General features: G+C 71.7%; 18 protein-coding genes and 1 riboswitch. Of the genes, 5 read left to right on the top strand and 13 right to left on the bottom strand.

Going from position 1 to position 20219, the window contains the following annotated elements; genetic code table 11:
• The first annotated feature begins 51 nt into the window (after positions 1 to 51).
• The gene (locus IE237_RS13940; protein WP_189802219.1) at positions 52 to 1848 is read left to right on the top strand and encodes an AMP-dependent synthetase/ligase; all 1797 of its coding nucleotides are present in this window, start codon (positions 52 to 54) and stop codon (positions 1846 to 1848) included.
• Between the two features lie 66 nt (positions 1849 to 1914).
• Here IE237_RS13940 and IE237_RS13935 read toward each other — a convergent pair whose 3' ends face one another.
• Entirely contained in the window at positions 1915 to 3057 is a 1143-nt protein-coding gene (locus IE237_RS13935) for a glycosyltransferase family 4 protein (protein WP_189802218.1), read from the bottom strand.
• 84 nt (positions 3058 to 3141) lie between these two features.
• Between IE237_RS13935 and IE237_RS13930 the strand changes: the two genes are divergently transcribed.
• The gene (locus IE237_RS13930; RefSeq protein ID WP_229842662.1) at positions 3142 to 4419 is read left to right on the top strand and encodes a glycosyltransferase 87 family protein; all 1278 of its coding nucleotides are present in this window, start codon (positions 3142 to 3144) and stop codon (positions 4417 to 4419) included.
• On the opposite strand, the gene IE237_RS13925 is transcribed toward IE237_RS13930, so the two are convergent.
• On the bottom strand, positions 4380 to 5720 hold the full coding sequence (locus IE237_RS13925; RefSeq protein ID WP_189802217.1) for an MATE family efflux transporter: 1341 nt from the start codon (positions 5718 to 5720) through the stop codon (positions 4380 to 4382). The genes IE237_RS13930 and IE237_RS13925 overlap by 40 nt on opposite strands.
• Before the next feature lie 101 nt (positions 5721 to 5821).
• Here IE237_RS13925 and IE237_RS13920 point away from each other — a divergent pair, with 101 nt between their 5' ends.
• The gene (locus IE237_RS13920; protein ID WP_189802216.1) at positions 5822 to 6358 is read left to right on the top strand and encodes a PadR family transcriptional regulator; all 537 of its coding nucleotides are present in this window, start codon (positions 5822 to 5824) and stop codon (positions 6356 to 6358) included.
• Here the strand turns inward: IE237_RS13920 and IE237_RS13915 are convergent.
• The 5 genes from IE237_RS13915 to IE237_RS13895 all read right to left on the bottom strand — a co-directional run bounded on the left by IE237_RS13915 (position 6355) and on the right by IE237_RS13895 (position 11816).
• Complete coding sequence (locus IE237_RS13915) at positions 6355 to 7569, bottom strand: hypothetical protein (RefSeq protein ID WP_189802215.1); 1215 nt, start codon at positions 7567 to 7569, stop codon at positions 6355 to 6357. The genes IE237_RS13920 and IE237_RS13915 overlap by 4 nt on opposite strands.
• Before the next feature lie 90 nt (positions 7570 to 7659).
• A complete protein-coding gene (locus tag IE237_RS13910; protein ID WP_189802214.1) occupies positions 7660 to 8691 on the bottom strand; it encodes a C40 family peptidase in 1032 nt (343 codons plus the stop codon).
• A 195-nt stretch (positions 8692 to 8886) separates the two neighbouring features.
• Positions 8887 to 9918 (bottom strand): C40 family peptidase, encoded by a 1032-nt coding sequence (locus IE237_RS13905; protein ID WP_189802574.1) that lies wholly within the window; start codon positions 9916 to 9918, stop codon positions 8887 to 8889.
• A 257-nt stretch (positions 9919 to 10175) separates the two neighbouring features.
• On the bottom strand, positions 10176 to 11540 hold the full coding sequence (locus tag IE237_RS13900) for an NYN domain-containing protein (RefSeq protein ID WP_189802213.1): 1365 nt from the start codon (positions 11538 to 11540) through the stop codon (positions 10176 to 10178).
• Between the two features lie 33 nt (positions 11541 to 11573).
• A complete protein-coding gene (locus IE237_RS13895) occupies positions 11574 to 11816 on the bottom strand; it encodes a hypothetical protein (protein WP_055644001.1) in 243 nt (80 codons plus the stop codon).
• Between the two features lie 159 nt (positions 11817 to 11975).
• On the opposite strand from IE237_RS13895, the gene IE237_RS13890 reads away from it, so the two are divergent.
• Both IE237_RS13890 and IE237_RS13885 read left to right on the top strand, forming a co-directional pair.
• Positions 11976 to 12710 carry a rhomboid family intramembrane serine protease gene (locus IE237_RS13890; RefSeq protein WP_189802212.1) on the top strand — a complete coding sequence of 245 codons (735 nt, stop codon included), beginning with the start codon at positions 11976 to 11978 and terminating at the stop codon, positions 12708 to 12710.
• Positions 12707 to 12988 carry an Lrp/AsnC family transcriptional regulator gene (locus tag IE237_RS13885; RefSeq protein ID WP_189802211.1) on the top strand — a complete coding sequence of 94 codons (282 nt, stop codon included), beginning with the start codon at positions 12707 to 12709 and terminating at the stop codon, positions 12986 to 12988. Before IE237_RS13890 ends, IE237_RS13885 begins: the two co-directional genes overlap by 4 nt.
• A gap of 72 nt (positions 12989 to 13060) precedes the next feature.
• Here the strand turns inward: IE237_RS13885 and IE237_RS13880 are convergent, their stop codons facing one another.
• The 6 genes from IE237_RS13880 to ctaE all read right to left on the bottom strand — a co-directional run bounded on the left by IE237_RS13880 (position 13061) and on the right by ctaE (position 20198).
• Positions 13061 to 14455 (bottom strand): aminotransferase class V-fold PLP-dependent enzyme, encoded by a 1395-nt coding sequence (locus IE237_RS13880; protein ID WP_189802210.1) that lies wholly within the window; start codon positions 14453 to 14455, stop codon positions 13061 to 13063.
• Between the two features lie 181 nt (positions 14456 to 14636).
• A riboswitch (SAM riboswitch) is annotated at positions 14637 to 14752 on the bottom strand.
• 87 nt (positions 14753 to 14839) lie between these two features.
• Entirely contained in the window at positions 14840 to 15904 is a 1065-nt protein-coding gene (trpD, locus tag IE237_RS13875; RefSeq protein ID WP_189802209.1) for an anthranilate phosphoribosyltransferase, read from the bottom strand.
• Between the two features lie 121 nt (positions 15905 to 16025).
• On the bottom strand, positions 16026 to 17648 hold the full coding sequence (gene qcrB / locus IE237_RS13870; protein WP_189802208.1) for a cytochrome bc1 complex cytochrome b subunit: 1623 nt from the start codon (positions 17646 to 17648) through the stop codon (positions 16026 to 16028).
• Positions 17645 to 18697, bottom strand: a complete 1053-nt coding sequence (qcrA, locus tag IE237_RS13865; RefSeq protein WP_189802207.1) for a cytochrome bc1 complex Rieske iron-sulfur subunit — start codon at positions 18695 to 18697, stop codon at positions 17645 to 17647. The genes qcrB and qcrA overlap by 4 nt, the downstream gene beginning before the upstream one ends.
• A complete protein-coding gene (gene qcrC, locus IE237_RS13860; protein WP_189802206.1) occupies positions 18694 to 19503 on the bottom strand; it encodes a cytochrome bc1 complex diheme cytochrome c subunit in 810 nt (269 codons plus the stop codon). The genes qcrA and qcrC overlap by 4 nt, the downstream gene beginning before the upstream one ends.
• A 74-nt stretch (positions 19504 to 19577) precedes the next feature.
• Positions 19578 to 20198 carry an aa3-type cytochrome oxidase subunit III gene (ctaE, locus tag IE237_RS13855; RefSeq protein WP_189802205.1) on the bottom strand — a complete coding sequence of 207 codons (621 nt, stop codon included), beginning with the start codon at positions 20196 to 20198 and terminating at the stop codon, positions 19578 to 19580.
• Between the last annotated feature and the right edge of the window lie 21 nt (positions 20199 to 20219).

The following is a 20219-nucleotide window of genomic DNA, read 5'->3' as shown; positions in this document are numbered from 1 at the left end:
CGGTGCATCACACAGAGCCGTGGCGCCGGCGCCCGATGAGGAGCAGCAGTCTTGCGCGAGTTCAGCCTTCCGGCCCTGTACGAGGTCCCCACGGACGGCAACCTGACGGATCTCATCCGCCGCAACGCCTCCCAGCACCCAGACGTCGCCGTGATGGGGCGCAAGATCGACGGTGTCTGGACCGACGTCACCGCCACGCAGTTCCTCGCCGAGGTCCGCGGTGCCGCGAAGGGCCTGATCGCCTCCGGCGTGGAGCCGGGCGACCGGGTCGCGCTGCTCTCCCGTACGCGTTACGAGTGGGTGCTCCTCGACTTCGCGATCTGGAGCGCGGGCGCGGTGACCGTGCCGGTGTACGAGACGAGCTCGCCGGAGCAGATCCAGTGGATCCTCGGCGACTCGGGCGCGAAGGCCGTCGTGGTCGAGAGCGCGGCGCACGAGGAGTCGGTGGCCTCCGTCCGGGCGAACCTGCCGGAGCTCGCGAGCGTGTGGCGGATCGACACCGACGCCGTCGCCCGGCTCACCGCCGAGGGCGCGGACGTCTCCGACGAGCTGCTCGACGAGCGCATGTCGGCGGCGAACGCGGACGACCCGGCGACGATCGTCTACACCTCGGGCACGACCGGCCGCCCCAAGGGCTGCGTCCTGTCCCACCGGGCCTTCTTCGCCGAGTGCGGCAACATCGTGGAGCGGCTGAAGCCCCTCTTCCGCACGGGCGAGTGCTCGGTGCTGCTGTTCCTGCCGGCCGCGCACGTCTTCGGGCGGCTCGTCGAGGTCGCGTCCGTGATGGCGCCGATCCGCCTCGGCTGCGTGCCGGACATCAAGAACCTCACCGACGAGCTGGCCTCGTTCCGGCCGACGCTGATCCTCGGCGTGCCGCGCGTCTTCGAGAAGGTCTACAACTCGGCGCGGGCGAAGGCTCAGGCCGACGGCAAGGGCAAGATCTTCGACAAGGCCGCGCACACGGCCATCGCGTACAGCCGGGCGATCGGCACCCCGCAGGGCCCGTCCCTCGGCCTGAAGCTGAAGCACAAGCTCTTCGACAAGCTGGTCTTCAGCAAGCTGCGGGCGGTGCTCGGCGGTCGTGGCGAGTACGCGATCTCGGGCGGTGCTCCGCTGGGCGAGCGGCTCGGCCACTTCTTCCGGGGCATCGGCTTCACGGTCCTGGAGGGGTACGGCCTGACGGAGTCGTGCGCGGCGACCGCCTTCAACCCCTGGGACCGGCAGAAGATCGGCACGGTCGGTCAGCCGCTGCCGGGCTCGGTGGTGCGGATCGCCGACGACGGCGAGGTGCTGCTGCACGGCGAGCACATCTTCTCGCGGTACTGGAACAACGAGGCGGCGACGGCCGAGGCGCTGCGCGACGGCTGGTTCCACACGGGTGACATCGGCACGCTCGACGAGGACGGCTACCTCGCGATCACGGGCCGCAAGAAGGAGATCCTGGTGACGGCGGGCGGCAAGAACGTCGCCCCCGCGGTCATCGAGGACCGGATCCGGGCACACGCGCTGGTCGCGGAGTGCATGGTGGTCGGCGACGGGCGTCCGTTCGTGGGCGCGCTGGTCACGATCGACGAGGAGTTCCTCGGCCGCTGGGCGAGCGAGCACGGCAAGCCCGAGGGGGCGACGGCGGCCACCCTCCGCGACGACGCGGAGCTGATCGCGGAGGTCCAGCGGGCCATCGACGACGGCAACGCGGCGGTCTCCAAGGCGGAGTCGGTCCGCAAGTTCCGTATCCTCCCGGCGCAGTTCACCGAGGAGGCGGGCCACATCACCCCGTCCCTGAAGCTGAAGCGGAACGTGGTGGCGAAGGACTTCGCCGACGAGATCGAGGCGATCTACACGGTCTGAGCCGGCAGCGGCACACGAAGGGGCCCGAGGCGATCCACTCGCCTCGGGCCCCTTCGTGTGCCGTGATCAGAGCAGCTCGCGCAGCCGCTCCGCGAGCAGGTCCCAGCGCCACTTCTCCTCGACCCAGGCCCGGCCGCGCTCGCCCATGCGGGCGCGCAGCTCGGGGTCGAGGAGGAGGGTGGTGACGCGGTCGGCGGTGTCCTCGGCGGACTCGCCGCGGACGACCCAGCCGGTCTCGCCGTCGAGGACGGCGTCGGGGGCGCCGCCGGAGTCGCCCGCGACGACGGGCAGGCCGGTGGCGGAGGCCTCCAGGTAGACGATGCCGAGGCCCTCGACGTCGAGGCCGCCGCGCCGGGTGCGGCAGGGCATGGCGAAGACGTCACCGGCCCCGTAGTGGGCGGGGAGCTCGGCCCAGGGGACGGCGCCGGTGAAGCGCACGGATCCGGCCACGCCGGTCTCGGCGGCGAGGCGGCGCAGGTCCTTCTCGTACGGGCCGCCGCCGACGATCAGGAGGACGGCGTCCGGGACCTGGCGGAGGATCCGGGGCATGGCCCGGATCAGGGTGTCCTGTCCCTTGCGCGGGACGAGCCGGGAGACGCAGACGACGACGGGGCGGTCGCTGAGCCCGAGGCGGGCGCGGACCTCGTCGCCGCCGGAGCCGGGGTGGAAGGTCTTCTCGTCGACGCCGGGCGGGAGCTGGACCATGCGGCCGGCGGCGGCCGGGGTGAGGGCCGTCGCGATCCGGGAGCGGGTGTACTCGCCGAGGTAGGTGATCGTGTCCGTGCCCTCGCCGATGCGGCGCAGGAGCTGCCGGGCGGCGGGGAGCTGGGACCAGCCCGCCTCGTGCCCGTGGGTGGTGGCGACGAGCCGCTTCGCGCCGGCCCGGCGCAGTGCGGGGGCCATCAGGCCGAGCGGCGCTGCCGCGCCGAACCACACGGACTCGCAGCCGTGCTCGCGCAGGAGCGCGGTGGCGCGGGCGGTGACCCGAGGAGTCGGCAGCAGCATGGTGGTGCGATCCCGTACGACCGTGAAAGGCTGTTCGGCGTCGAACGCGGCCGTCGCCTCGATCCCTTCACGGCTGCGCTTCCACGTGGAGGCGTAGACCACGATCCGGTCGGGGTCCAGGCGGAGTGCCATGTTGTGCAGGAAGGCCTGGATTCCGCCGGGACGCGGCGGGAAGTCGTTGGTTACGATCAGGGTCTTGTGCATCGTGGCCGACAGTACGCGATCGCATCCACCGCCCGGCAACACGACCGCCCCGCCACCGCGGGCCGACAGGACAAGGACGCGACAGTGACGACGGGTGCCGTGGAGAACGGGTCACGCACGGGTCTGCGACTTCCGCTCGCTCTCTGGGGTCTCACCCGGGTCCTGCTGCTGCTCTGCGTGTTCAAGATCGTGGTGATCCCCGGACCGGACATCACCTTCGACGTCTCGAACATCTACCAGGGCTGGTACGAGGTCCTGCGGACCGGCACGTACCCGCTGGACGACGTCACCTGGCAGTACCCGCCGGCCGCCGCGTTCGCGATCCTCGCGCCCGGTCTGCTGCCGTTCCTCGGTTACGCGTCCGCGTTCTTCGTCCTCGCGTTCCTCTGCGACGCGCTCGTCTTCGGGCTGCTCGTCCACACGGGCCGCCGCGCGGGCCGCTCGCTGCGGGGCGCGTGGTTCTGGCTCGCGGGCGTGCCCCTCCTCGGCCCGACGGCGTACGCCCGGTACGACGTGATGGTCACCGCCGTCGCGGTGGCGGCCCTGCTCGCCGCGGGCCGCAGCCCGCGGGTGCTCGGCGCGCTGGCCGGTTTCGGCGCGGTCCTGAAGGTGTGGCCGGTGCTGCTGCTCGCGGGCAGCCCGAAGGGGCGGGCGACCCTCCGCTCCTGGTCGACGGCGGTGGGCGCGGCGGCCGCGGTGCTGGCGTTCTGCGTGGTGTGGATGCCGGGGGCGCTGGCCTTCCTCGGTTTCCAGCGGGACCGGGGCACGGAGGTCGAGTCGCTGGGCTCGATGGTCTTCCACGTCGTCCGGCACTTCGGCTGGGAGGGCGAGGCGCGGATGAACTACGGCTCGATCGAGTTCCTCGGCCCGTATGTGTCCACGGTGTCGACGGCCGCGCTGGTGCTGACGGTCGCCGCCTTCGGCTGGCTGCTCGTGTGGCGGATCCGGGCGCGGCGCTTCGCCTCGTCGACGGTGGCGGACGCGGCCTTCGTGGCGGTGCTGCTGTTCACGACGACGAGCCGGGTGCTCTCCCCGCAGTACATGCTGTGGCTGGTCGGTCTGGCGGCGGTGTGCCTCGCCTTCCGGTCGAGCCGGATGCGGAAGCCCGCCCACCTGGTGCTCTGGGCGACGGCGGTGACGCAGTTCGAGTTCCCGGTGTGGTTCTCGCACGTGACGCGGAGCGATCCGCTGGGCATCGCGGTGCTGTTCACGCGGAACGGCCTGCTGATCGCCGCCACGCTCATCGCCTGCCGGATCCTGTGGCGTCACACGGTGACGGAGCCGCGGCTCGCCGAGGCCGGGAGGATCCCGGCGCAGTCGGCTCAGCCGGAGCGCGAGAAGGCCCTGTCCGGCTCGTTCTGAGCCTCCGCGGAGACCGCCGGGACCGTACGGCGGTGCAGCAGGCCGAGGGCCGCGCACTGGGCCCCCATGGCGAGGGCCATGGCCAGGCAGATCCCGGGGAGGCCGGCTCCTGAGAGGGCGTACGCGAGCGGCAGCTGGACGAGGACGCCCGCGACGGTGATCCGGGCGAGGTACGGGCTCGCCCCGGTGCCCTCGAAGACCCCGGCGAGCGCGATGTACCCGGCCATGAGCAGCAGGTAGGGGCCGAGGCAGCGCAGGAAGAGCGCTCCCGCCTCCGCCACCGCCGGCTCGGCGCCGAAGGCGCGCATGACGGGTCCGGCGCCGAGGAGCAGCAGTCCCGCGGCGCTCGCGCCGAGGGCGCCGCCGAGGAGGAGGGCCTGCCGGCCGACGGCCCGGCGCTCGTCCCGGCCGCCGCCGAGGAGGTGGGCGCTGTGGATGGCGGCGGCCTGCCGGACGGCGTAGAAGGCCATGGTGGCCACGTACATGGCCTTGGTGGCGATGCCGTAGGCGGCGATCTCGGTGACGCCGAGCCGGGCGACGACGGAGACGAGTGCGAGGGCTCCGGCCATCCGGACCGCGAAGTCGACGGCCATGGGCAGTCCGGTGGCGGCGGTGCGGCGCAGCGCGGCGGCCGTGGGCAGGGCCGCCCGGGCCGCCCGCGCGGCCTTGAGGAGCGGGTCGCGGCGGAGGGCGATCAGGCCCGCGGCGAGGGCGACGCTCCGGCCGGCGACGGTGGCGAGGGCGGCGCCCGGGACCCCGTACGCGTGGATGAGCAGCGGGTCGAGGACGAGGATCAGTCCGTTGGCGAGGAAGGCGAGCCGCATGGGGGTGCGGGTGTCTCCGGCGCCCTTGAGGATCCCGTCGAGGACGTTCGTGGCGAAGAAGACGGCCGTGCCGGGGAGCGAGACGGCGAAGTAGGCGGTGGCCAGGGCGTGGGCGGGGTGGCCGGAGCCGCCGAGCAGGAGGGTGGCGAGCGGCTCGCGCAGCAGGAGTCCGCCGAGGGCGACGGGCGGCACGAGCAGGGCGCAGAGGGCGGTGCCGCCCCGGACGGCGGCGCGGACGGCGCCGGGGTCGTCGGCGCCTCTGGCGCGGGCGACGAGGACGGTGGTGCCGGAGCCGGCCATGAGGACGACGCCGAGCAGGAGGTTCTCGACGTTGGAGGCGACGGCGACGGCGGCGACGGCGTCCCCGCCGAGCCGGGCGACCCAGACCATGTTGATGATGCCGGCGGCGACTCCGGCGAGGAGCTCGAAGTAGACGGGCCGGGCGAGCCGGACGAGCGTGCGGCGGTGCGAGGACATGCGAAGGAACCCCCTCTTTCCGATGTACCTCGAATAGAGGCACCTCGAAAAGAGGTAGCATGGCGCGCGGTCCCCCGACAAGCGCGAAGGAGCGGTGCCCGGTGCTGGAACTGTCGATCCTGGGCTTCCTGTACGAGAAGCCGCTGCACGGCTACGAGCTGAAGGAACGCATCCAGGGCCTCAGCGGTCACGTCCGCCCGGTCAGCGACGGCGCCCTCTACCCGGCCATCACCCGCCTGGTGAAGAACGGCCTGGTCGACAGCCGTACGGAGCCGGGCGCGAGCGCGGCCCCGCGCCGCACCCTCTCCCTCACCCCCGAGGGCCGTCAGGAGCTCCTGGCCCGGCTGCGCACCCCCAAGGACGCCGAGATCACCGACGGCCAGCGCTTCTTCACCCTGCTCGCCTTCCTTCGGCACCTCCCCGACCCCGCGGACCAGGCGGCGGTCCTCCGCCGCCGCCAGGAGTTCCTCTCCGCCCCGGCCAGCTTCTTCTACGAGGGCGGGACCCCGGTCACCGTCGAGCGGGAGCCCGACCTCTTCCGCCAGGGCATGCTGCGGATCGCCCGCGCGACGGGCACCGAGGAGAAGGCCTGGCTGGCGGAGGCGCTGGCCCGGCTCGAGAACCGGCCCGAGAGCTAGCCGAGCCGCTCCCCCAGATACGCGCGCCAGTCGGCGGTGAACCGCTCCGGCGTCGTCTCCAGGACCTCCGCGAGCGCCTTCTCCAGCGCGCCGCCCCGGGCCGGGTGCGCGCCCACCGCCCGGTAGAACGCCGTCAGCTTCTCCTCGCCCCAGCGGTCCGCGATCAGCTCGCAGGCCAGCCAGCCGCCCTCGTAGGCCCGGGCCAGGGCCTCCGCGTCGCCGCCGAAGGCGAAGGCCTCGTCGTCGGGGAGCCGCGCCGGGAGGTCGCCCGCCCGGACCGCGCGGCGCAGCTCGGGGGCGGCCTGGGCGGCGGTGCGGTCGGTCCCCCGGTAGGCGACCCAGTCGGCGAAGCCCTCGGAGAGCCAGACCGGGGTGGCCGGCGTGGTCCGGACGCGGGTCGCGACATGGGTGGTCTCGTGGGTGAGGACCATCTGCCGGCCGAAGGCGCCGAGCACCGCGTACGCGTCCGGGTTCACGATCACCCGGTCCGCGGGCGCCGTCGGGCCGCCGCCGGCCCGGCCGGTCGTGACGGCCGCGATGCCCCGGTAGGAGTCGGCAGGACCGCCGAGGAGCCGGCCCATGGCGTCGATGGAAGCGGGCACGAGGACCACGACCCGGCCCGCCCAGTTCCCGTGCCAGGCGTCCCCGACCGCGGGCACCGCCCGGTCCGCGGCCGCCGCGATCTCCCGCAGCCGCTCCCGGCTCTGTCCGACGCCGAGGACGAGGCTGCGCGTGCCGGTCACGGCCGTGACCTCGCCCTGCTGCCACAGCTGCTGCGGGGCGCCCTCGGCGGCGCGGTCCCCGGTCACGTACCAGCGGCCGTCCCGCTCGGCGAGGTCGAGGACCCGCTCGGTGGTGGCGGGCCCGGAGTCGTAGCCCTTGATCCGGTAGCCGAGCTCGGCCCTGGCGGTGACCCGGCCCTCGCCGGTCCGGTCGACGTCGGTGACCCGGTAGCTCCAGCCGCCCAGGGGGATCTTCGCGAGCCGGTCGAACTCGGTGCGCGCGGCCGGTGCGAGCGCGGGGTCGAGGGCCGCGAGGTAGCCGGCCTCGTCCCGGTCGAGCAGCGCCCGCGCGTGCGCGTCGAGCACGCTCTGGATCTCCTGGGAGGCCGGACCGGCCGGGTCGGGGGCCGCGCATCCGCCGAGCGCGAGGAGCGCGGCCAGCAGACCCGCCGCCGCGCCGCGCACCGCTCCACTCCGCCGGGCCGCCACGCCCCCGATCGTACGGGGCGACGGAGGGGCGCGGCGGACCTGTGAGCCCGGCTCGGGCGCCCCGGGGGCGAGCGGCGGAGAGGGGAGGCGTCAGACGCGGGTCACGGTGACGTGGGACATCATGTTCACCGGGTCGTAGCGGACCCGGGCGCCCGGGTAGGGGGCATGGATGACCTGGCCGTTCCCCGCGTAGATCGCCACGTGGCTGGCGTCGCCGCGGTAGGTGACGAGGTCGCCCGGCTGCGCCTGCGAGAGCGGCACCTGCCGGCCGGCGTGGCGCTGCGCAGAGGAGGTGCGCGGGAGGCTGATGCCGGCCTGCCGGTACGACCAGACCATCAGGCCCGAGCAGTCGAAGGCCGAGGGGCCGGTCGCCCCCCACACGTACGGCCTGCCGATCGCGCTGCGGGCGGCGATCACCGCGGCGGCGGCCCGCGAGGGGCCGAGATCGGCGAGCGGCGGCAGCTCCTCGGCCGGCCCCCCGGCCGGCCCTCCGGCCCGCTCACCGGTGCGGGAGGCGCGGTCGTAGTCGGCGCGCTCCTCCACGGTGAGGGAGGCGAGCACCCGGCGGGCCTCGGCCAGCTTCCGCTCGACGGTGCGCTTGTGGCGGGCGACCTCGGCCCGGCTGCGCTCCAGTTCGGCGAGGGCCTTGCGGGCCTCGCTCCGCTTCTGGTTCAGGCCGCGCTGCTCGCGCAGGAGCTCGCCGAGCGCGGCGCCCTGGCGGGCGGTGACCCGGTCCAGGGCGGTGGCCCGGTCCAGGTAGCTGTCCGGGTCGGAGGAGAGCAGCAGGGCGAGGGCGGGGTCGATGCCGCCGGAGCGGTACTGGGCCCCGGCGACCGAACCGAGCACGCCCCGCATCCGGTTGATGCGCTCCTGGCCGCGGGCGAGGCTGTCCTGCGCCTGGGAGACCGTCCGGCGCAGCGCGTCCGCCTTCTCGTCCGCCCGGTTGTAGCCCTCGGTGGCCTTCTCGGCCTCCTCGAAGAGACGGTCGACCGTGGCGCGGGTGGCCGCGGGCGTGGCCCCGGGGTCGGCGCTCGCGGGGACGGCCCCGAGGGACGCCGCCGCGGTGGCCGCGGCGGCGGCGGTGAGGACGGTGACCCGGGCGGGTCGGCGGTGGGACGCCACGAATCGCGCTCCGTTCGGCTCGACGCAGACTGGCGCGGCAGACAGTAGCCGCTGATCAGTCCTCGTCCAACGAAGGCGCCGGGCACACAAAGTGACGCCCCGCCGGAGAACACAGGTCACCGGCGGGGCGTCAGGTCAGTGCGCGTCACCGCGAACCACCCGTTCGGGCGGCATGGCGGAGCGGGTCGGCGTGCGTCAGATGCGGACGCCGAACTGGAACGAGCCCAGGGTGTTCATGGACTCGTAGCGGACGTAGGCGCCCGGGTACGGGGCGTGGAGGACCGTGTTGTTGCCCGCGTACAGACCCACGTGCTGGAGGCCGTTGAAGAAGACCAGGTCGCCCGGCTTGAGCTGGCTGCGGCCGATCTTCACGCCGTCGTTCTGCTGGGTGTAGGTGGTGCGGGTGAGGTCGACGCCCGCCTGGCCGTAGGCCCACATGGTCAGACCCGAGCAGTCGTACGAGTTGGGGCCCTCCATGCCGGAGGCGTACGGCTTGCCGACCTGGGTGCCGGCGGCGGCGAGGGCGGCGGCGCCGCGCTGCGAGGCCGGGACCTCGTTGCCCAGGTTCACGCGCTCGCCGGCGGCGCGGCTGGCGCGCTGCTCCTTCTCCTGCATCCTGGCGCGCTCTTCGGTGGTGAGGGTGTTGAGGAGCTTGCGGGCCTCGGCGAGCTTGCCCTGGAACTTCTTCTTCTTCTCACCGAGGGTCTTGCGGACGTCCTCGAGGTCGGCCAGCTTCGAGGTGGCCTCGGCCCGCTCCTGCGCGAGCGTGCGCTGCTTGGCCTGGATCGAGGTGAGCACGTCGGCCTGCTGGGCGCTGAGCTGGTCGATCGCGGACGCCTTGTCGAGGTAGGTGTCCGGGTCGGCGGAGAGGAAGAGCTGGAGCGCCGGGTCGATGCCGCCGGAGCGGTACTGGGCGCTGGCGACCGAACCGATCTGGTCCCGGAGGGTGTTGAGCTCCTCCTGGCCGCGGGCCACCTTGTCCTGGAGCTGACCGATCTCCTTCTGCAGCTTGCCGCGGCGCTCGTCGGCGAGGTTGTACTGCTCCGTGGCCTCTTCGGCCTCGTGGTTGAGCTCGTCGACCTTCGACTTGACCTCGTCGATCTTGGGCTTCGCGGGGGCGGCCTGGGCTCCGGACTGGGCGGAGAGGGCGACTGCGGCGGCCGCTGCCGCGGTGAACACGGTCACACGGGTACGGCTCGGCTGCTTGGGACGACGGTGGGACGCCACGAAGGCGAGCTCCTTCTTCCTCAGAGCCGCCCAACCGGTCACGGGCAGGCGGTTCCTCCGCCGCCACCCCGGATGGGTGATCAACCGCGCGAAGGTTCGAAGCCCGACCCTAGTGACCAAGTTGTGATCAGTTCAAATCCCGCTGGCAAAAATCTTGCTCACGCACCACTTTATTTACATTCATCGCACGGCCAGTGATGGCCACTTGACGGTGCGCCATCCAGAATTCGGGCATAACGCCCAGGACTTGCCATGCTTCACGAGAGGCGCGAAAGCCGCTTCAGCAACAAGGCGGACGCCACCGGACGCGCCCCCGCCTTCGCGACGCCGTCGGCCACCTCACGGTCGGTGGAGACCACCACGACCGGCCGCCCCGGCGGCTCCGCCCGGACCAGCTGCCGGATCAACTCGTCCGCCGTGACACCGGGCTTGGAGAACAGCACCCGCACCCCGCGCGGCGGCGCGAGCAGCACCGGGGCCGCCAGCTCCGCCCCGTCGAAGACACAGGTGACCTCGGCGCCCGAGCGGGCCGCCAGGGCCGAGAGCCCGCCGAGCAGCCGCAGCCGCTGCTTCTCCAGCGGCATCGTGGGATAGCCGGTCTTGGTGACGTTGTAGCCGTCGACGACCAGATGCGCCTGCGGCAGCGCGAGCAGCTGGTCGAGCAGCGCCGGGTCCGTCTCGGAGAGCGCCCGCGCCGCGATGTCCTTCGGGGACATCCGCCCCGGCTCCACCGCGTCCACGGTGTCCGCCGGGTGCACCGAGACGGGCGGCAGCGCGAGTTCGCGCCGCAGCCCCTGAGCCGCGTCGAGGACCGTGTCGAGCAGCAGCCGGAGCCGCATGTCCTCCACCGAGCGGCCCTCACGGGCGGTCCTGCGACTGGCCTCCAGAGCCGCCTCGACCTCGCCGAGCCGGGCCCTCAGCCGCCGCGACTCGCTCTCGGCGGCCGACACCTGGGCCGCCGACTCCGCCCGCGCGGCCTCGATCTCGCCGTGGACCTTGCGCAGCGCGGCCTCGCCGCGCTTGACGTCGCTCTGGGCGCTGCGCAGCTTGCGGTGAAGCGATTCCGCTTCCTTGCGGGCGGTGTCCAGGTCGCGCCGGAGCTGCTCGGTCTCGCCCCGGGAGCGGTCCTGGGCGGCGGCGAGCTCCTCGCGCAGCCGCTCCAGCTCGCGCCGCCCGGCCTCGTCGGCCCGCTCGGCGTCGGCCCGCTGGGCCTCCTCGCCGGCGGCGGCGACCAGCTTGACCCAGCCGGGCGGGCGCAGCACATAGGCGGCCGCCGCCACGTCGACGGGGTCGGCGGCCGCGGGCGGGGTGCCGGTCTCCACGGCTCCGGCCAGCTCGGGCTGGCCCTGCTTGAACCGTTCGCCGATCCGCTGCCGGAAGAGCGGGTCGCTCTCCAGGGCTGCGGCCATCGCGTTGCCGGCGAACTTGGCCCGCCGGCTCGCGGTGAAGCGGGCGTACTGCCGCAGGGGCGCGGGCAGCTCCGCGACGGTGAGCCCGCCGAAGGCGTCCGCGACCAGCGCGACGACCCGCCGCCTCACACCTTCCGGCAGTGGGTGGTCGAGCGTCTCGGCAGCGTCACCTGCCGCGCCGGCCGGCTCACCACCGTGCGCGGGCTGCTCCACGATCCGTCACCCCTATGTCGTCCGCGCCGTCCCTCAGGAAGCGGCGCCCGGCCTGTCCACCAGTTCGATCTGGTCCACCGCGTTGCACCAGCGGCAGCGGACCGACTCGATGGTCTCACTGACCACCTGCCGCTCCTCGACCGTCGGGTCTCCCGCGAGGTCCAGATGGACGTACTCCACGACCTTGGAGGAACGGGTCACGTCGAAGCGGGTCAGATTGCCGCAGAGCGTGCAGCGCCAGCGGGTCTCGTCGGTCGGCAGGGGAACCGTCGTCATCGGTGCCGTCCTTCTTCCTGTTGCGTGGTACCAGGTGCGGGAGCCGCGGTGCGCCGTCGAACTGCGGTCGGTGGTGCCGTAACCCTACGGCCTCACGGGGAGGGCGGGGCACGGCGAGGCACTCTGTCCACTTCGGCCCCGGTACGCCATGATCTGTCCATGATCGACTGGCGAGGAGCGGTCCTCGGTGCCTGGCGGGGCACCCGCGGCGGACCCACGGTGACGTACGGGCTGATCGCCGCCTGCTGTCTGCTCTTCGTGATCAGCCCGGTCTCCGGGCTCAACCCCGGGTACGGCACGGGCGACGAGCTCCTGGCCGCCCAGGGCGCCTACTTCCGCCGCTGGGGCGTGGTGCCGGCCGAGCTGATGAACGGCGACGCACGCGCCCTGCTCACCCCACTGACCGCGCTGTTCGTCCACGGCAGCTGGCTCCACCTGCTGGGAAACATGCTCTTCCTGTACGTCTTCGGAGCGATGGCCGAGGAGCGCATGGGCCCGGTCGAGTTCTGCCTCTTCTACCTGGGCACCGGCTACGTCGCCCTGCTCGGCTACGCGGTGGCGCACGCGGACAGCGAGCAGACCCTGGTCGGGGCCTCCGGGGCGATCTCCGCGGTGCTCGGGGCCTTCCTCTTCCTCTTCCCCCGCTCCCGGGTCACCAGCCTCTTCCCCTTCCTGTTCTTCCTGCCGCTGCGCTTCCCCGCCTGGATCGTGCTGATCTTCTGGTTCACGCTCCAGTGGCTGGCCGCGCGGGCGGCGGGCGCCGGACCCGGTGTCGCCTATCTGGCCCATGTCGTGGGCTTCTCGGTCGGCTTCCTCTACGCCTGGGGGCGCTTCCGCGGTGGGGATAGAGTGAAAGCCCCAGCCGCGGCGACCGAGGGAGAAAGCCAGCCGTGATCACCGCGATCGTGCTCATCAAGACCAGCGTGGACCGCATCCCCGAGATCGCCGAGGCGATCGCCGCGCTCGACAGCGTCAGCGAGGTCTTCTCGGTCACCGGTACGTACGACCTGATCGCCATGGTCCGGGTCCCGCGCCACGACGACCTGGCGGACGTGATCCCCGGCCGTATCAGCAAGATCCCGGGCGTCGAGGCCACGGACACCCACGTCGCCTTCCGGACGTACTCCCAGCACGACCTGGAGGCGGCCTTCGCCATCGGTCTGGAGTCCTGAGCACCGCGCACGCGGCATGACTGGAGGGGGCCTCCCGACGGGGAGGCCCCCTTCACCCGTACGAGTGACTGATCAGCCGCGGTCGGGGACGCAGCGGCCGTCCTCGGTGCGGTACTTCCACTGCGCGCCGTCCCGGACGAGCTCCTTCACGGCGCGGACGAACCGCTCCACGTGCTCGTCCGGAGTGCCGGCGCCGAAGCTCACCCGGATGGCGTTGAGCGACCGCTCCCCCGGGGCCGCCTCGGGGGCGCCGCACTCGCCCGGGTCCTGCGGGTCGCTGCCGAGCAGGGTGCGGACCAGCGGGTGGGCGCAGAAGAGGCCGTCGCGGACGCCGATGCCGTACTCGGCGGAGAGCGCGGCGGCGAAGTGGGAGCTGTTCCAGCCGTCCACGACGAAGGAGATGACGCCCACGCGGGGCGCGTCGTCGCCGAAGAGCGAGAGCACGCGCACCTCGGGCACCTCGGCCAGGCCCTCGCGGACCGTGGCGATCAGGTGCCGCTCACGGGCGACGAGGGAGTCGAAGCCGGCCTCGGTGAGCGCCTTGCAGGCGGAGGCGATCGAGTAGACGCCGATGACGTTCGGCGAACCGGCTTCATGCCGGGCCGCGGTGGTGTGCCACTCCACGTCCACACCACCGTCGGCCCGACGGGCCACCTTGCGGGACGCTCCACCGCCCGCGAGGTAGGGCTCGGAATCCTGCAGCCAGTCGGCGCGGCCGGCGAGGACGCCGGAGCCGAAGGGCGCGTACAGCTTGTGCCCGGAGAAGGCGACCCAGTCCACGTCCAGCTCGCGCACGGAGACCGGGTGGTGGGGGGCGAGCTGGGCGGCGTCGAGCACGATCCGGGCGCCGTGCGCGTGCGCGGCGGCGGCGAGCTCCTTCACCGGCCACAGCTCGCCGGTGACGTTGGAGGCGCCGGTGACGCAGACCAGGGCCGGACCGTACGGGTCACGGTCGGCGAGCGCCCGCTCCAGGGTCTCGACGGCCTGCTCCGGGGTGCGCGGCGCGTTGAGGTAGGTGACGCGGGCGTCCCTCCACGGCAGCAGCGAGGCGTGGTGCTCGGTCTCGAAGACGAAGACCTCGCAGCCGGCCGGGATCGTGGCGGCGAGCAGGTTGAGCGAGTCGGTGGTGGAGCGGGTGAAGACGACCTGGTCGTCGGGGCGGCAGTCGAGGAACTCGGCGACGGTGACGCGGCTGTTCTCGAAGAGGTCGGTGGAGAGCTGGGAGAGGTAGCCGGCCCCGCGGTGGACGCTGCCGTAGTACGGGGCGTAGGCGGCGACGTCGTCCCAGACCCGCTGGAGGGCCGGCGCGCTGGCCGCGTAGTCGAGCGCCGCGTAGGTCACCTCGCCGCCGGTGACGAGCGGGACGGTCACGTCCCGGCCGAGGACCGGCAGCGGGGCGGCGCAGCAGGGGTCGGCGGACTCGACGGCGGCGGACTCGACGGTGGCGGTGTTCGGGCGTGCGGACATGACGGTGTCTCCCGGCATAAAAGGGGCGCGAAAAGGCGTGAAAGGGCCCGCAGGGCAGCGCGAAGAAGGGTGCCGCGTACGGGTGGGGGTGGAGAGAAGGGGCCGAGAGGGCCCTAACGCATTCGCTTGCTCACGAGACAACGCTCCCTAGAGGACCAAGGACCCCAGGGTGGTGCGCAGGGGTCCGCGCTTGCCGCAGGCTTCTGCCGTACGACCTGGTCTTCACCCGGGGCACCCCGCCACGGACGGAGGGTTGCCGGACAGCCGGCCGGGGCCTTGCAGCTGTCACTCATGACCTGTTTCAGAACCTATGCCAGACGATCACGACGCCGCAACCCCGTCCCGGCATCCGGGACGGGGCCGACATGCGCCGTTCACACGCGCTCAGGCGTTGCTGGCGGCGATCCACCGCTCCAGGGAGCGCCGGGCCGCACCGGAGTCGATCGACTCGGCCGCCCTCGCGATGCCGGTGCTCAGCTGCTCCGCCAGGGTGCCCGTGCCGGGCTCCAGGGCGGTGAGCGCCGCCGCCGCGTTGAGCAGCACCGCGTCCCGTACCGGACCGGTCTCCCCCGCGAGCAGCCGGCGGGCCACGTCGGCGTTGTACGAGGCGTCGGCGCCGCGCAGGGCCTCCAGGGGGACGAGCTCGATGCCGACGTCGCGCGGGTCGAAGCGCTCCTCGGTGACTCCGCCGTCCTTGACCACCCAGACCCGGGAGGTGGAGGTGGTGGTCAGCTCGTCGAGACCGTCGTCGCCGCGGAAGACGAGGGCGGAGTTGCCGCGCTCGGCGAAGACCCCGGCGACGACCGGGGCCATGCGCGGGTCGGCGACCCCGACGGCCTGGGCCCGTACCTTGGCCGGGTTGGTCAGCGGGCCGAGGACGTTGAACGTCGTCCGGATGCCCAGCTGGCCGCGGGCCGCGGCGACGTGCCGCAGCGAGGGGTGGAACTTCACCGCGAAGCAGATGGTGATGCCGGCTTCCTCGGCGACCTCGGCGACCCGGCTCGGGGTGAGGTTCAGGTTGATGCCGAGCTTCTCCAGGACGTCGGAGGAGCCGGAGGCGGAGGAGGCGGCGCGGTTGCCGTGCTTGACGACCTTCGTGCCCGTGCCGGCGACCACGATCGAGGCCATCGTGGAGATGTTGACCGTCTTGGCGCCGTCGCCGCCGGTGCCGACGATGTCGACGGCGGGTCCCGGCACCTCGATCACGTTGGCGTGCGCGTACATGGTGCGCACGAGGCCGGTGATCTCCTGCACGGTCTCGCCCTTGGCGCGCAGCGCCACCATGAACCCGGCGATCTGGGCGTCGGTCGCCTCGCCGCTCATGATCAGGTCCATCGCCCAGGCCGTGTCGTCGGCGGAGAGGTCCCTGCCGTCGAGCAGCCCGTTCAGCAGGACGGGCCAGGAGCGGCCCGCCGTGGTAGGTCCTCCAGCGGGGGTCGCAGCGCTCATGGCAGCTCCTGGTGATCACGTGACGGATACGGTCCCACCCTATCGACCTCCGGGGACGGCAAAGAGCCCCGTCCATCGAATGGACGGGGCTCTCGCCGTGGCGACCTACAAGGTCAGGTGATCAGTGGTGGCCGTGGCCGCTCTGGATCTCCTTGTACTCCTCGACCGTGGGCTTGGCGATCTGGCTGTCGCCGCCGTAGTAGCCCTTGTTGAGCTTGACCCGGAGCTTCTCCATGCGGCCGATCTTGCGCTCGACGCCGTTCTCGTCGACGGCCGGCGGAAGCTCCGCGGCGTCGTACTGCTCGTGCGCCGTGAGGCGGTGGAGCTCGCCCTGGCTGAGCGGCTCGTGGACCTCGACGAACTCACCGTGCGGCAGGCGCTTGATGATGCCGGACTCGCGGCCGTGCAGCACCTTGTCCTTGTCGCGGCGCTGGAGGCCGAGGCAGATCCGCTTGGTGGCGACGAACGCGATGACCGGTCCGAGGAAGAAGAAGATCCGGACGAACCAGGTGATCGAGTTGAGCGACAGGTGGAAGTGGGTCGCCCAGAGGTCGTTTCCACCACCCACGAGCATGATCATGTACGCGGTGATCCAGGCGACACCGAAGGCGGTGCGCGTCGGAGCGTTGCGCGGGCGCTGCGCGATGTGGTGCTCGCGCTTGTCGCCGGTGATCCAGGACTCGATGAACGGGTAGACCGCGATGGCCGCGAGGACCGCCGGGAAGATCGCCAGCGGGATCATCACGCCGAGGACCAGCGTGTGGCCCCACAGGTTGATCTCCCAGCCCGGCATGACACGGATCAGACCCTCGGCGAAGCCCATGTACCAGTCGGGCTGGGCGCCGGTGGACACCTGGTCCGGGCGGTACGGGCCGATGGCCCAGATCGGGTTGATCGAGGCGATCGCCGCGATGACCGCGATGACACCGAAGACCAGGAAGAAGAAGCCTCCGGCCTTCGCCATGTACACGGGCAGCAGCGGCATGCCGACGACGTTGTTGTTCGTCCGGCCGGGGCCGGCGAACTGCGTGTGCTTGTGGACGAACACCAGGATGAGGTGGGCGACCACGAGACCCAGCATGATGCCGGGCAGCAGCAGCACGTGCGCCGAGTAGAACCGGGCGACGAAGTCGCCGCCGGGGAACTCGCCGCCGAACAGGAACATCGAGAGGTACGTGCCGACGACCGGCACGGACAGGATCGCGCCCTGCATGAAGCGGACACCGGTGCCGGAGAGCAGGTCGTCCGGGAGCGAGTAACCGGTGAAGCCGGTGAACATGCCCAGGAAGAACAGCAGGAAGCCGAACAGCCAGTTGATCTCACGCGGCTTGCGGAACGCGCCGGTGAAGAACACGCGCATCATGTGCACGAACATGCCGGCGAGGAAGATCAGCGCCGCCCAGTGGTGGATCTGCCGGATCAGCAGACCACCGCGCACCTCGAACGAGATGTGCATGGTCGAGTTGAACGCCTCGGACATGAGCTGTCCCTGGAGCGGGACGTACGGTCCGACGTACTCCACCTCGTTCATCGACGGGTGGAAGAACATCGTCAGATAGACGCCCGTCAGGATGATGATGAGGAAGCTGTAGAGGCAGACCTCGCCCAGCATGAAGGACCAGTGGTCCGGGAAGATCTTCCGCATGTTGGCCTTGGCCAGCGTGTAGATCCCCAGGCGGCCGTCGGCCCAGTCCGCGACCCGCTCACCGGCGGGTGCTTTCTTTGATTCCGTCACGGTGCTCATCCGCGCTCCCAGAAGGCAGGACCGACGGGCTCGTCGAAGTCGCCGAGCGCCTCCAGGAAGCCCTTCTCGTTCACGCCGATCCGCAGCTGCGGGAGGGCGTGACCGGCCGGGCCGAAGATGACGCGGGCGCCGTCGGAGAGGTCGAAGGTGGACTGGTGGCACGGGCAGAGCACGTGATGCGTCTGCTGCTCGTACAGGGAGATCGGGCAGCCCACGTGGGTGCAGATCTTCGAGAACGCGACGATGCCCTGGTGCGACCACTCGAGCTCGCGCTTGTCCTTGATGTCCTCCGGCTGGATCCGGACGATCATCAGGGCGGCCTTGGCGATCTCGGTCTGGAAGTGCTCGTCGTGCTCCGAGAGGCCCTCGGGCATCGCGAAGGTCAGCGAGCCGACCGCGACGTCCTCGGGACGCAGCGGCTCGTTCGTGTTCATGTTGATGAGCTGGAGCCCCTTGGTCCACAGAGTGACCCGGAGCTTCTTCTCGGGCAGCGGACCCATGTCACGCAGCAGGACGATGCCGGAGAGCGGTACGAGCGACAGCGCGCCGAACATCGTGTTGCGGATGAGCTTGCGGCGGCCCATGCCCGACTCCGCGGCACCGGCCGCGAAGTCCGCCATGACCTTCGCCTTGACCTCGGGCGACGCCGCCATCGGGTGACGCTCGTCGGCGACCTCGACGTCGGACATCAGGGTGCGGGCCCAGTGGACCGCGCCCGCGCCGATGAAGAAGAGGGCGGCACCGAGGGTCAGACCCAGGGCGAAGTTGAGCGCGGACACCCGGCCGAGCGGCCAGATGTACACGATCTTGTCGACCGGGAAGATCACGTACGAGGCGATGAAGCCGACGGTGGCCAGCATCGACAGCGTGAACATGAAGGCGACCGCGCGCTCGGACCGACGGGCGGCCCGCTCGTCGATGTCCTGGATGCGGGGCTTGTGGGGCGGGAGGCCCGGGTCGGCGAACGGGTCGTCGGCGACCTTCACCGCGCCGTGCGCGGTGTCCTGCCCTGCCGGCAGGTTCTCTTCTGGAATCTCTTGGCTACTCATGACTTCTTGGCCTTAGCGGTGTGGGCCGCGACCCAGATGGCAACTGCGATCAGCGCACCCAGACCGAAGACCCAGGCGAACAGGCCCTCGCTGACGGGGCCGAGGCCACCGAGCTTGAGACCGCCCGGGTTGTCGGCCTTGTCGCTGTTGACGGCCTGGACGTACGCGATGATGTCCTTCTTCTCCTTCTCCGGCATGGTCGTGTCGGGGAAGGAGGGCATGTTCTGCGGGCCGGTCTGCATGGCCTCGTAGAGGTGCTTCGGGCTCACGCCTTCGAGGCTCGGGGCGTACTTGCCGTAGGTCAGCGCGCCACCCTCACCGGTGAAGTTGTGGCACTGGGCACAGTTGGTACGGAACAGCTCGCCACCCTTGGCGATGTCCGCACCCTCAGGGCTGTACTGGCCCTCGGTCGGCGTGATCGGGCCGGCACCGAGAGAGGCGACGTACGCCGCGAGCTGATCGATCTCAGCCTGCGAGTAGATGACCTTCTTCTTCGGGACCTGGGCGCCCGGCTGCTGGGCCGGCATGCGGCCCGTGCCGACCTGGAAGTCGACCGCGGCCGAACCTACGCCGACGAGGGACGGGCCGTCAGTGGTGCCCTGACCGCCGGTTCCGTGGCAGCTGGCGCAGCCGACGGAGTAGAGCTTCTTGCCCTCCTCGATGGCGAGGGACTGGGCGGTTTCATCGGCCTTCGCCGTGCCCGCGGGCGCGAACGCGGCGTACAGCCCCCCAGTGGCCGCCAGCGCGAGAAGTAGGACGACGACCGCCGCCAGCGGATGGCGTCGTCGTGCGGAGAGCTTTTTCACGGATTACCCCGGTGTCAGGATCTTCTGCGTCGATGCTTGCTGGATGTCTCGGTCCGCCGTGGAGGCGGCGCCGATTACTTGATCATGTAGATCGTGGCGAAGAGGCCGATCCAGACGACATCGACGAAGTGCCAGTAGTAGGACACGACGATGGCGGCGGTTGCCTGCTCGTGGGTGAACCTCTTGGCGGCGTACGTCCGGCCGAGGACCAGCAGGAAGGCGATGAGACCGCCCGTCACGTGCAGGCCGTGGAAGCCGGTGGTCAGGTAGAACACGGAGCCGTACGGGTCCGACGAGAGCGAGAGGCCCTCGTGCTTGACCAGCTCGGTGTACTCGAAGACCTGGCCGCCGATGAAGATCGAACCCATCACGAACGTGATGATGAACCACGTCCGGAGCTTCTTCACATCGCCCCGCTCCGCGGCGAAGACGCCGAGCTGGCAGGTGAGGGAGGAGAGCACCAGGATCGTGGTGTTGGTCGCCGAGAACGGGAAGTTCAAGGCCGAGGCCTGTTCCGCCCAGAACTCGGGACCCGTCACCGATCGCAGGGTGAAGTACATCGCGAAGAGGGCCGCGAAGAACATCAGCTCGGAGCTCAACCAAATGATGGTTCCGACGCTGGTGAGGTTCGGTCGATTGACCGACGGGTGCGCGTGCCCTGTTTCTACTGTCGTTACTGTCGCCACGACCGACATTATGTCGGTCGCTTATCCCGC

The organism is Streptomyces tanashiensis (assembly GCF_014648895.1).
GTDB lineage: Bacteria > Actinomycetota > Actinomycetes > Streptomycetales > Streptomycetaceae > Streptomyces > Streptomyces tanashiensis.
This window is presented reverse-complemented; position numbering and strand designations above follow the sequence as displayed.